This is a genomic window from Methanobrevibacter sp. (assembly GCF_045220775.1).
Lineage (GTDB): Archaea > Methanobacteriota > Methanobacteria > Methanobacteriales > Methanobacteriaceae > Methanocatella.
The window spans coordinates 1-14,256 of sequence record NZ_JBGUWC010000076.1 but is presented as its reverse complement, the minus strand read 5'-3'; the positions used below and the strand labels follow the sequence as shown (position 1 = coordinate 14,256).

General features: G+C 34.4%; 6 protein-coding genes. All 6 read left to right on the top strand.

Going from position 1 to position 14,256, the window contains the following annotated elements:
• Positions 1–46 precede the first annotated feature (46 nt).
• Positions 47–529, top strand: a complete 483-nt coding sequence (locus tag ACJROP_RS04495) for a 50S ribosomal protein L11 (protein ID WP_292605962.1) — start codon at positions 47–49, stop codon at positions 527–529.
• Between the two features lie 179 nt (positions 530–708).
• On the top strand, positions 709–1,347 hold the full coding sequence (locus ACJROP_RS04490) for a 50S ribosomal protein L1 (protein WP_406534293.1): 639 nt from the start codon (positions 709–711) through the stop codon (positions 1,345–1,347).
• Positions 1,347–2,357 carry a 50S ribosomal protein L10 gene (locus ACJROP_RS04485; protein WP_292882511.1) on the top strand — a complete coding sequence of 337 codons (1,011 nt, stop codon included), beginning with the start codon at positions 1,347–1,349 and terminating at the stop codon, positions 2,355–2,357. Before ACJROP_RS04490 ends, ACJROP_RS04485 begins: the two co-directional genes overlap by 1 nt.
• 62 nt (positions 2,358–2,419) lie before the next feature.
• Positions 2,420–2,728, top strand: a complete 309-nt coding sequence (rpl12p, locus tag ACJROP_RS04480; RefSeq protein WP_296895002.1) for a 50S ribosomal protein P1 — start codon at positions 2,420–2,422, stop codon at positions 2,726–2,728.
• A 244-nt stretch (positions 2,729–2,972) separates the two neighbouring features.
• Positions 2,973–5,669, top strand: a complete 2,697-nt coding sequence (alaS, locus tag ACJROP_RS04475) for an alanine--tRNA ligase (RefSeq protein WP_406534292.1) — start codon at positions 2,973–2,975, stop codon at positions 5,667–5,669.
• Positions 5,670–5,823: 154 nt separating this feature from the next.
• A partial coding sequence (locus tag ACJROP_RS04470) for a right-handed parallel beta-helix repeat-containing protein (protein ID WP_406534291.1) occupies positions 5,824–14,256 on the top strand: 8,433 nt, incomplete at its 3' end.

Sequence of the window (14,256 nt, the reverse complement as noted above, 5' to 3'; positions counted from 1 at the left end):
CTGTTAAAGCTGATCAAATTAGAATAATTCAAAAGGAGGCTGACTGATGGCTAAAGATACAGTCGAAGTTCTTATCGAAGGTGGAACCGCTACTCCAGGACCACCATTAGGACCTGCTTTAGGACCTTTCGGTATTAACATGATGCAAGTTGTTGAAGAAATCAACAAAAAAAGTGCTGACTTTGCAGGAATGAAAGTGCCTGTTAAAGTTACCATTGATAGAGATACTAAAGATTTTGAAATTGAAATCGGTACTCCACCAACAACTGCACTTATCATGGAGGAATTAGGCATCGAAAAAGCTTCTCACGAACCAGGTTTAGACATTGTAAATGACTTACCTATTGAAACTGCTTTAAAAATTACTAGAATGAAATTCGATTCATTACTTGCAAATGATTACAAAGCAGGTATTAAAGAAGTTATGGGAACCTGTGTAAGTATGGGATTATCTGTTGATGGTAAAGACCCAAGAGAAGCACAAAAAGCTGTAGATGCTGGAGAATATGATGATATCTTAGCAGAATAGATATCATTTTTTAAAATTTAATTAAGTTAATAAATACAGTGTATATGATGTTATAATTGCGATTATAATTGATATACTGTTTTTAATTCATGCAATCGTTTAAGAATTTTTTTCTTAGTAATCGATTCTCATGAAACCAAATGTAAACCATTGAACAATAATGTTCATGGGGGATGAATATGACACAAGATGTAATTAACGCGGTGAAGGAGGCTAAAGAACAATCAAAGCCGAGAAACTTCACTGAGTCCGTAGATATTATTATTAATATCCGTGACTTAGATGTCAAAAAGCCAGAAAATAGGTTTAATGAGGAAGTTACTCTTCCTAACGGCCGTGGCAAAGATGTTAAAATCGGAGTCATAGCTGATGGGGAACTCATTGTTCAAGCTAAAAATGCTGGTCTCGATCTTGTAATCAACAAAAGTGATTTAGAAGAGTTTGGAAAAGACAGAAAATCCGCTAAAAAAGCAGCAAATTCTGTTGATTTCTTTGTAGCTCAAGCTGATATGATGCCACTCGTTGGTAGATTCTTAGGTCCAGTTCTTGGTCCTCGTGGAAAAATGCCAAAACCAGTGCCTGCAAGTATCAAACTTGACCCTCTTTTAGAAAGATTACAAAGTACTGTTAAAGTTGGTGTAAAACAACAAGCTAGTGTTCAAATTGTTGTTGGAAGCCAAGACATGTCAGACGAAGACATAGCTGAAAACATTGAAACTGTTCTTACAGTCCTAGACCGCAATTTAGAAAAAGGAAGAAGTCAAATCAAGTCCATGTTTATAAAAACAACTATGGGACCAGTAGTGAGGGTGATCTAATGGCTCATGTTGCTGAATGGAAAAAGGAAGAAGTTAAAGAGCTTTCAGAAATCATTAATCAATACGATGTTATTGGTATTGTGGATTTAATGAACATTCCTGCAAAACAGCTCCAAGAAATGAGGAAATCCCTCAACGAAAAAGCTGTTATCAGAATGTCTAAAAAGAATCTCATTGATTTAGCTCTTGAAGATTGTAATGCTGATAAAAACAACATTGTTGATTTATCTGGACATATGGATGGTCAAGTTGCAATTATTGCAACCGAAATGAACCCTTTCAAATTGTTCAAAATATTAGAAGACAGCAAAACATCAGCTCCTGCAAAACCAGGAACTATTGCTCCTGATGATATTATTGTACCTGAAGGGGACACTGGATTTGAACCAGGGCCATTCTTAGGTGAATTACAACAAGTTGGAATTCCTGCAAAAATTGATAAAGGTAAAATCTGCGTACAAAAAGAAACTGTTGTTGTTGCAGCAGGTGATGAAGTATCTAAACAAGTAGCAGCTACCTTGGCAAGAATGGATATTAATCCGATGGAAGTAGGAATTGATTTAAAAGCAGTATACGAAGAAGGATCTGTTTATACTTCCGATGTACTTGCAATCGACGAAGAACAAACATTAGCAGATGTACAAAAAGCATTTTCAGGTGCATTCAACTTGTCTGTTAATGCAGCTATACCTACTACAAAAACTATTTCCACAATATTGTCTCTCGCACATACCAGAGCTGTCAGCGTTGGTGTAGAAGGAGCTATATTAACTTCCAAAACTTCAGAACCAATTCTTGGTCTTGTTAACGCTAGAATGTTAGCTATTGCTTCTGCAATTGCTGATACTGAAGGCGCAATTGACGATGAATTAGCAGATAAACTTTCTAATGTTGCTGTAGCAGCTGCTCCAGTAGTAGAAGAGGAAGTTGTTGAAGAAGAGGAAGAAGAGGAAGAAGAAGAAAGTAGTGAAGAAGAAGCAGCAGCTGGGTTAGGAGCTCTCTTCGGTTAAATTAATTAATTAAAATTTTTATTATTTAATAACTAACACTTTAAAAAACTAATGGTGATAACATGGAATATATATATGCGGCAATGATTTTGCACAGTGCAGAAAAAGATATTAACGAAGAAAATGTTAAAAGTATTATTGAAGCAGCAGGTATCGACGCTGATGATGCTAGAGTTAAAGCATTAATCGCAGCTTTAGAAGATGTTGACATCGAAGAAGCTATCGAAACCGCAGCTGTTGCATCCGCAGCTCCTGCAGCTGCAGCTCCTGCAGCAGCTGAAGCAGCTGAAGAAGAAGAGGAAGAAGAAGAGGAAGAAGAAGAAGCTTCTGAAGAAGAAGCAGCAGCTGGATTAGGTGCTCTCTTCGGATAGATTTTTTAAATCTATCACCTTTCTTTTTTTATTCTTTTTTTTTGTTAATTGACTATTTTTATTAATTTTATCTGATTTTTAAGTTTATTTCACTTGATTTTTTTTTAATTGGCTATTTGCTGTTTTTCAATAGTTTTTATTAATGAGTTCGGAAAGCTTTTAAGTAATCCTTAATTGATTTTCATTAATTATTTATTAAACAAAAAACATAGTTTATACTAATAAATGATTAGAACTGATTCATATGGTAGAAATTTTTGATGAACTTGGTTATAAAAAACAAACATGTAAAACTTGCGGACAGGAGTTTTACTCTCAAGTGGATAGAGACACTTGTGGGGATGCTCCATGTGATGAATATGAGTTTATTGCAAATCCTGCTACCGATAAACCATACAACTTATATGAAATCCAAAAAGTTTTTAGAGAATTTTTAGAAAGTGAAGGGCACACACATGTCCACAGATATCCAGTACTTGCAAAAAGATGGAGGGATGACGTATTTTTAGTTGGCGCATCAATCTTCTGTTTCCAGCCATGGATAACTTCAGGCCTTGTTAAGCCACCTGCAAATCCTATTGAAATGGCCCAGCCTTCAATCAGACTTAATGATGTCGATAATGTTGGAAGAACAGGCCGTCACATGACCTGCTTTACAATGGGAACTCACACTGTAATCAACAAGGAAGATGATTTCATTTACTGGGAAGACCGTACAATTGAATTGTGCCATAAATTCTTTGAACACATTGGCATCAACACTGAAGAGATTACATTCATCAAATCATGGTGGAGCGGTGGAGGTAACGAAGGACCATGTTATGAGGTTTGCTGTAGAGGAGTGGAACTTGCAACATTGGTTTTCATCCAATATGAAACCCTTGAAAACGGAGACAAAAAGGAAATTCCTATTAAAGTTGTTGATACAGGTTATGGTCTGGAACGTATAGCCTGGATTTCACAGGGAACTCCAACTGCCTATGATGCATGTTTTGCACCTGTTGTTGATAAATTGAAAGAATTGACTGGTGTTGAAATCAATGAGGATATCCAGGGAAGAAACGCCCAGATTGCAGGAATGATGGATATTGAAGACATTGGTGACTTGAAAGAACTCAGACAACAGGTTGCAGATAGTTTAAATCTGTCCTTGGAAGATTATTTAAAAGCTGCCGAACCGATGGAAGCAATATATATCATTGCAGACCACACAAGATGTTTGGCTTTCATGATTGCTGATGGTATTATTCCTTCCAATGTTAAAGAAGGTTATCTTGCACGTTTGGTGTTAAGAAGAACAATCCGATTCATGAAAGATTTGAACATGAAAGAATCTCTGGCTGATGTAATGGCCATTCAACTGGATTTCCTATCTAAATTTTACCCTGAAATTCGTGACTCAGAAGAACATATCATGAATATCATTACCTTGGAAGAAGAGCGTTATGCCGCAACAGTCAAAAAAGGAAAAAGCATTGTTAAAAGATCCATCAAAAGACTTAAAAAAGAAGGCAAATCTGAAATGCCTCTTGAAATGTTAATAGATTTATATGATGCTCATGGAATACCTCCTGAAACTGTTGTTGAAATGGCGGGCAATGATTTCACCGTTAATGTTCCGGATAACTTCTTTACTCAAGTTGCAGGAGCTCACGAAAAGGACACTTCTAATAAAAAATCCACATTTGAAGTAGACTTCCCTGAAACAGATTTGTTGTTCTATAAAGATTTCTACCAAAAAGAATTTGAAGCGGAAATTTTGGGCGTAGTTGAAAAAGATGGAGACAAATGTTTGATCTTCGATAAAACTGTATTTTATCCTGAAGGAGGTGGTCAACCTTCAGACATAGGTATAGTTTCCATCGATGGAAATGACATTAACATGAAGCATGCTGAAAAGATTGATAATGTTGTATTGCATCATGTAGATGAAGACATTTCTGATGATGTTGTTGGCAAAAAAATCACAGGAAAACTTGACTGGACAAGAAGAATAACTCTTGCACGCCACCACACAGGAACTCACCTGGTCATTGCGGCTGCAAGAAAAGTACTGGGTCAGCACATTTGGCAGGCAGGATCACAAAATGGATTAACAAGAGCACGTATTGACCTGTCCCACTACAAACGCATCACACAGGAGGAGCTGAATGAAATTGAAAAACTTGCCAACGAATATGTGATGGACAATATCGATTTGGACATTCAGTTCCATACCCGTGATGAAGCTCAGGAATTGTATGGATTTGTACTTTACCAGGGGGGTATTGTTCCTGGTAAAATGATTCGTGTTGTAAAAGTTCCTGGTGTTGATGTACAGGCCTGTGCAGGTACACATGTCTTAAGAACTGGTGTAGTCGGACCAATCAAAATCAACAAAACCGAAAGGGTTCAGGATGGTGTTGAAAGGATTGATTTCTCAGCGGGCCTTGCTGCAATCGATTCAATGCAACATGATAACGAATTGCTAAGGGAAAGTTCAGCTATTTTCAAAGTTGAAAACGACCAATTGCCAAAAACTTGTGACAGGTTCTTCAGTGAATGGAAATCACAGAAAAATGAGATTGATCGTTTGAAATCAGAAATCGCATCACTTAAAATGAATTCTCTTGCTGATGACTTTGTTGAAATCAATGGATTGAAGGTAATTTCCGAGAAAATGGAAACAGATATTAAGGAACTTCAAAAAATAGCTACTGACTTCACCGATAATGGAAAAGCGGATGTAGTTATTATGGGAAACGGTGACGGCAAAATCGTTGGTGCAGCTTCCCAGAATGCAATTGACAATGGTGTTAAAATCAATGATATTATCAAAACTGCAGCTGGTGTGCTTGGTGGAGGCGGCGGTGGTCGCTTAACTTTAGCACAAGGTGCAGGTAAAAACGCAGATAAAATGGATGAAGCTATCCAAACTGCTGTTGATTTAATAAAAGGATAATTATTTTATCCTTCTTTTTTTTTTTAATCAAACGAAATACTACTCTGATGTATTTTTCTTCATTTTTATTATTTTTTTTTTTTTGAAAATATTGTTTTTTTAACCTAATTTATATATACTTTCTTTCATAAAAATAAATTTCATATTATATTTAATGGGGGTAAAACTTATTAAGAATTATAAAATCATGTTTGTCATTGCCGTTCTGGTATTGATATGTTCAGTATCGTTTGTCAGTGCAAATGAACTAGGCAATGCTACAAATTTGGAAAATGATGGATTAAGTTTGGAGGAATCTGATTTTCAGGTGGATGTTTTAAACACTGTCAATGATGATTCTTCAATAGATGATAATTATACTTCTTCTCAAGAAGATGATTCGAAACTCGGATTTTCCGGTGGGGAAGAAGTTTTAAATGTAAGTAATGATGATCAGTTATCCGATTCAAAAATGGGAACTTCTGATGAATTGGCGAAGTTAATTAATGATGCTAAACCGGGCTCAACAGTAACCTTGGATAAGGATTACAATATACGTCTAGGTTCTTCTCATGCTATTGAATTTACGAAAGCGATTACACTTGATGGTAGGGGACATACTATTTTCGTTTATGCATATGCTTTTAAAATAAATCATCCTCCCTCATCAGCCTACTTGCAAATAAAAAATATTAATTTTATAAATGGAATAAATGGAATTATTAAAAATACTAAGGCAGCGGGTCCTTTTATAATTTCCAATTGTAATTTTACAAAACCGGAGAATGGGAATAATGGAGGTGCAATTGTTGTAAGTGGGAAGTATGAATCATATATTATTAATTGTACTTTTACAAATTGTGTTGCTTTTCCTAGAACTAAAGTTGTTAAATTGGAGACTTTTTCTCAAATATTTTCTGGTGCATCTAGTTCGGGTGGTGCCATTTATTCTAGTGCTCCGATTACTGTTAAATCTTGTCGTTTTGAAAATTGTACTGCAGGAGATGGCGGTGCAGTATATGTAGCGAGGAGTCAGGCCAAAATAATAGATTCTGTTTTTGTTAATAATCGTGCTGGAAGAGGCATTAATGTGGAGAGTTTTAAGCATGGGGGTGCCATTTATGTTTTTAAGGCGGCTGATGGTGTTTTAGTTAAAGGATGCACATTCATTGGCAATCATGCTGACCGTATTGGGGGTGCAATATCAGTTAACAGTGAGAATACTAGAATTGAGGATTGTATTTTTGATTCTAATTACATTGGGACTGGTCGTTATAACATGGGTGGCGCAATATATGTGACTAATAACCAGGAAACTCCTAAAACTTCTATTCAAATAACTAGGTGTTCATTCAATAATAATGGATATGTTGGCAATGAACATTACTGTAAATATGGTGGTGCAATATTTTTCTCTAAAAATATTAATGGAGGAACTATTTCATATTGTAATTTTACTGGCAATAAGGTATCAGAACAGGGTGGTGCAGCATATTCGGAATCCACATGTCCTAATCTTAAGTTTATTGGTTGCATCTTTACTAAAAATCATGCCAATGACAAAGGTGGAGCAATATATCTTGATTCTAAAAATAATGTTGTTGATGGTTGTGTTTTTGATTCCAATTCCGCTGATGATGACGGTGGAGCCATTTATGTTGAAGCAAGATATAATTCAATAAAGAACTCTCAGTTTACAAACAATAAGGCTAAAGATGAAGGAGGTGCTGTTTATATCAATGCAAGATATACAAAAATTCATTCATCCAATTTCTTTAGCAACACCGCTAAAAAAGGCTATGATATTTATTGTGACTCCAGCTATTGCGAACTTTACGGATCCATTATTCTAGGAAACACCCCTAAAAATGCAGTATATTCCTCCAAATCATTTTCCGCCGAGAAAAATTGGTGGGGAAATATTGAAAACAATAGAAATGTCAAACCCGATGTTAACAAGAAAGTGGACCTTGAAAATAATTGGCTTTATCTTAAGGATGAAGTTAAGTATGACCACACCGGATCACTACCTAGTGCAGTTGTTAAAACAAGCATATGGTCTAACAAGTTTAATTATGAGGTTACCGGTTATCTAAAACTATCATTCGACATGGAATTTACAAATACTGCATCAAATACCAATAAAATGGATTGCGGAGGAGTCAGCGATTTTATCATCCCATTAACAACAACTAATACTGCAGTAACTCTCTCAAAACGCGGATGGTCATATAAAATTAATTTAAAATATGATACTCCTATTTATAATCGTTCATTTTCACATCTGAAATATGATGTTGATAATTCAGGTTCTGTTTTGAATTTAACCACAGATTATGAGTATATGGATGCTTGCGACAAAAACTTAATCAATGGAATTACTTTCAATAAAGAATTAGTCATTGACGGTAATGGCCATACCATTAACGGAAAAAACACTGCTTCATTACTCCAAGGAGGATATGGAAAGGATTTAACCTTGAAAAACATCAATTTTATCAATATCAAAAATATTTATAAAGCCAACGGAAATCTTTTCATCGAAAATTGTACATTCAACAATTGCGGAAACGGTTTAGAACTGCTTAGAATTACAGCAGGTGTGATTACAATTAGCGATTCCAATTTTTATAATTGTAGTTCTGATTCATCCATGTTCATCTTTGATGCTTATGGAGGACCTGATGTATCAATAATTCGTTGCGAATTTATTGGAAATAAAGCTAATTGCCTTATGGAGGGTTACCGCTGCGAATCCTTTAACTTTATTCAAAATATATTCTTGAATAATAGTTTCACCAACATGCATAATTTTAAAATGGGCAATCCTGCACATGCAAATTATGATTATAACTGGTTTGGAAATACTATTTATGATTTTGATACCAAACCTCACGTAAATGTCGATTTGAATAATTGGATGGTTTTAGATCTTGTAAACAGTAAAAATACATTTGAAACAAAATATGTTTATCTTAAAGTTTACAATGCAAATTCCCAAGAACTTGAAAACAACACTGCTCTGAATATTGGTTTCAATGTTTCTTCTATAGGTGGAGTTGTCGGATTTGTAGATGTCAATTCCGGCATAGGCATAATGAATTACACCTTTGCTTTAAGAGATGTTATAACTTTGAGTCATATATCCAATAATTTCTCATTTTATATAGTAAATTACCTACCTGGTTCTTTTGCAGATTTACAATATCAAATTGACAATGGAGGCTCTGTTTTAAACCTAACACGCAACTATGATTATATGCCAATTTGCGACTCCAAACTCCAATATATCGACATTGACAAACCATTGATATTAAACGGTAACGGTTTTACAATAGATGCAAAAGGCATGACAAATATAGCCAGAATCACAGGCAACACTGTTCAAATTTTAAACACAACATTCAGCAACAGTAAAGGTTCTGCAATCCAGATTATGGCTAATAATGTTTTAATTAATTCAACATTCACCAATAACACTAATCTTGTAGGTAGTGGGGGTGCAATTAGGATATATGGATCTAATAATGTTGTTATCGATTCTACATTCATTAAAAATACTGCTAAATACGCAGGCGCAATTTCTATCGATAACTCCGAAAATGTTGTCATTAACTCAATATTTATGAATAATACTGCTATGCTTGGTGGTGCAATTTATTCTGAAATGTCTGATGTATCAATTAGTGGAGTATTTGCAAATAATTCTGCTAAAAATGGTGCTGCCATTTATATCCATGCTCGTTCTGATAAGTTAAATAGAATTTATAAATCATTGTTTATATCAAATAGAGGAATTGATAGTGTTATTAATGTTGCAGGCACTCCAAAGTTTCATGCTGCTGATGTTCATCATTCAATTTTCATAGATAATAACTGTCTCTATGACATTGCATCTGGTAACAAGGACATTGTTAATGCGGATTATAACTGGTTTGGAAACACCAATGAAAATTACAATGTTAAACCTAATGTCGAATCAAGCGTTAAATTGAATAGATGGTTGTTTTTGGATGTCAATGCCAACAGTACTCTTTTAAAAATAGATGAATCCGCAGTCATTAATGTTAGTCTGAATAATGCTTATGACCGTACCTCCAGGAAGGTTTATGATGTGGAAACTAATCTGCCGGATGTTTGTTTCGATGTTTCATCTGTTAATAATGCTGTAGCTTTGGATAAGTTGGAATTGGTTGGCGGCAAAGGCAATGCGTCTTACATGCCTGTTAATGAGGGTGTGGGAAGTGTTGATTTCAAATATTATTCATTTAATAAAACAGTTACATTTAATGTGGTTACTGTTCCTGAAGATTCATTTACAAAATTGCAGGAAATTATCAATAACGCAAGTGTTCATGACAGTATAGTCTTAAACAGGTCTTATAAATATTACCCTAACTTTGACGGTGATCTTAAGAACGGTATTGTGATTAATAAAAGTTTGATGGTCAATGGTAATGGTCATGTGATTGACGGTGCAAATCAGGCCCGTTTATTTAATCTTACTACTAATTCCATTGAATTGTATAATTTCATTTTGGTTAATGGTTATGCGGAAAATGGTAGTGTTATATATTCCAATGCTTCTGGTGATAAGTTGTCCAGTTCAATTGTTTTAAATTCAACAGGTTCTGTAATTTATTGTCCGTTCTGGTTTGCTGCGAATGAAAACTGGTTTGGAAATACAATTGATGATTATGATGTCGCTCCTGTTGTTGAAGGCGATCAGGTTGAATTAAATAACTGGTTGTTTTTAACAGTTGATGTGTCCAAATTCGACTTGTTTGTTGGTGATAAGGCAATCATTACTCTTAACTTGACCAATATGTATGATGCAACTAAAGGAACTAATTCTACATTCACTGGCATAATTCCAGTCACTTTTGTCTTGTCCTGTGTTGGTGGAGACATCAATGTTTCTGAGGCCACACTGATTGATGGTGTTGCCGAATTAGAGTTTATAGGCGACGGTATTGGGTCAGGTTATCTGGAAATGTCCTGTTATAATGTCAATGAAGAGTTTTACTTTAATGTAAGTTGTGATGATGATTCATTTACTGCTCTTCAGAAATTAATCAATAATGCTAATGGTAAAATTGTTTTGCAGCATGACTACAGGTATTACGATTATGATGAGAAACTTAAGAGTGGAATTTTAATTAATAAATCACACATTGAGATTGATGGTGACGGACATGTCATTGATGCTTCAAATAAAGCCGGTGTGTTTAATATTGCTGGAGAATATGTTGCTGTATATGATGTGTCTATCTTTAATTCCAAAAATACTGTTTCAGTTGATGGGGGATATGCTGCTTTCGATAATGTTTCATTTATCAGTAACGCTGATGTGATATCTGTTGTTGATGGTAGTATGGAAATTGTGGGTTGTTATTTCCTCAATAATTCCAATGTTGTTGATTTGAAATCTGCTTATGACGTTTTCATTTCAGATTCCACTTTTATAAATAATACAAATATTATCAACGCATTTTATAGTACTTTGACAGTTAACAATAATAGTTTCAAAGGTAATGATGTGGGAACATATTGTGTTAGTTTGATTGATTCCACTGCTGAGATTCACTCCTCCAAATTTAATGAGGTTAATTTAATCAATCCGATTTTCGTATCAATAGATTCTGAGTTATATTTATCCAAAAATATCTTAAGCAAATCTCAATACATTGATAATGAGGGTACTATAACTTCAAAAACCAGAATTGTTATTCCTGGTGAAAAGTATTATGATTTGTTAATCTATGATGAGTTGACTTTAAACGCTACAGTTTATGATGACAACGGCAATATTATTAAGGTCAATGATTTGGAATTTAATATTTATCCAACAATTGACTATAATGAAAGTTCACAGGGTACTGTTTGGATTTTGAATGTTTATTGTTATCCTTGTGGTGAACATGAAGTTAATGCTTCTGTAATTGATTCACTTTCTGATTATAGTTCTGATCATGTCATATTGAATGTTTCTAAGTTTTCATCCAGGGTTAATATTGTTTCATTGGATAACATTACCTCTGGTGAAGTTTTAAACGGTAAAGTGGAGTGTACTAACTTTACAGGTGCAGTTATTGAAATTAGTGATGCTTCCGGGGAGGTTATTTTCAGACAAACAGGCGATATGACAGAGCTTAGTGTCGAATCATTGGATGCCGGAGTATACACATTAACATACATCAATGTGGGCGACGAGGAATATGAATCCAGTTCTGTTATTGCAACATTTGAAGTTTATAAAATTGGATCTGATGTTGTTATTGTAGATAAGGTTGATTCTATCTATGCTTTTAATGATTATAGGATAAACTTTACTGTATCCAATAGGACTAATGTCACTGCAAAAATCGTTGATTTAAAGACAGGGGAAGTTATTGTAAACATGAGCGTTCATGGTGATTGTCTTTATGTTAATTTGCTTGCAGGTTCCTATAATCTTACCGTAACCAATGTGGGTGATAATAATCATGAAACTTCTTCCGATTCAATGGTATTTGATGTGTTGAAAGTTAAATCATTAGTTAAAGTTGATGATGTGTCTGATTATTTCTATGATGATGTTTTAATAACATATGAGGTTGTTAATGCTTCAGATGTCCATGTGGTTATTCGCGATTTGGCTACTGGTGATGTTAAATATAATTTCACATCAACAAACACTTCAATTTCTGATTTGTATTTTGACAGTGGTCGTTATAACATTACACTTTCTGTTGAAGAATCTGACAGTACATCTTACAGCAGTGATTCTAAAGTGTTCAATGTTTTAAAAGTCGGTTCTTCAATTGTTGTTGAGGGTTTGGATGATTATGTCTATGGTGATGATGTGGAAGTTGACGTTATTGTTGATAATCGTACAACTGTTGTTGTTGAAATTAGAGATAAAACCGGTAAAATAGTTTTCAATGAAATCATAGAAGAAGATTACCTGCCAATGCCTGATTTGTCTGCCGGTGAATACGTTTTATTTGCAAGCAATTTAAAAACTGATAACGTTGCTGGAAGCAATTATACAAAAGCATTCACCATATCTAAGGCAAATTCAATAATTGATATTATATACTTCAATGATACTCTTCCATGGGGTTATTATTTCGATGTGGAATTTGATGGGGACAATCTTACAGATGTTTACGTTGTTGTTTGTGACAGTAATGGTAATGAAATTTCCGGTGGAAATTTAACTAATGATTATGGTTATTTCCTATATAGGTTAGGTAATTTAACTCTTGGCAGTTATTCAATTGAGATTATTAATCCTGGTGATGAGAACATCACAGGTTGCAGTGTTTCAATGAATTTCACTATATTTAAAGGCAATTCCACAGTCGATATTGATAATATCTCTTCTGTTTATGTTGGTGATGATGTATTCATTGAATATTATGTTTATGTCCCTGGAATAATTGATATTGTTATTATGGATGCACTGGGAAATATTGTTTATCATGAAGAAAACGCAAATATTTTCAATGTCACTGTTTCCGGTTTGCCTGCAGGGTACTATACTGTCAATGTGACTAATTTGGAAACAGAAAATGTGTTTGGAAATTATTCTGTAAGTAATTTCACTGTTTTCAAATATGATTCAAACATTACATTAAATGATGTAAAAGATGTTGTTTATGGTGAAAATGTTTTAATAGGATTTGAAGTTGAAAACCCGACTGTTGTAAATGTTAAGATAACTGATGCGAATGGAAATATTGTTTATGATGAAAATGAAACTGATTACAGTGTTTTGATTACTGATTTGGATGCAGGAGATTATACTGTTAATGTCACTAATATTGAAACATTCAACGTGACTGCAAGCAGTGATTCCAAATCATTCAGGGTCCTGAAGGCATCAATTGTTCTGACAGTTTCAGTTGATGATTCTGTTTATGGGGAATTATCCATTGTTAATGTGGGTTCTGATGTTGATGGTAACTACACTGTAAATATAGGTGATAAAGAATTGGTTGTTAATGTTGTTAATGGCCAAGGAGTAGGCACTATTACTCTTGATGCAGGTGATTATACTGCCAAAACCAATTTTACTGATGACAATTATGATATCTACACAATAGACGATTCATTTACAGTATTTAAAGCGAATGTTGCTGTGAGTGTTGAGGTTTTAGATAAAGTTTATACTGCTAATGTTAGTGGTAATGTATTTGCTAGTATTGATGGTGAGTACAAAGTAGTTATTGGTAATTTTGAAGCGCCAGTCACTGTTAAGGATGGTGTTGGTAGCTTTGATGTTGGAATATTGAATGTAGGTAACTATACTGCATCTGTAAGCTTTAATGGTACTGATAATTACAACTCTGCAGATAATGAAACTGCTTTCGAAGTGACACAAACTGGAACCAACGTTAACATTATTGTTAATGCTTCTGAAATTGTTTATGGTGATGTGATTAACATTACTCAAAGCCTTCCGAGTGATGCAACTGGAAGTGTAACCTATACATTAGCAAATAGAACAATAATTAAAGTTGTGGGCGTTAATGAGTCATTTGTATTGTCTGGTTTGAATGCTGGATCTTATGTAATCTATGCTAATTACAGTGGAGATGCTAATTATGCTCCTGCCAGTGAT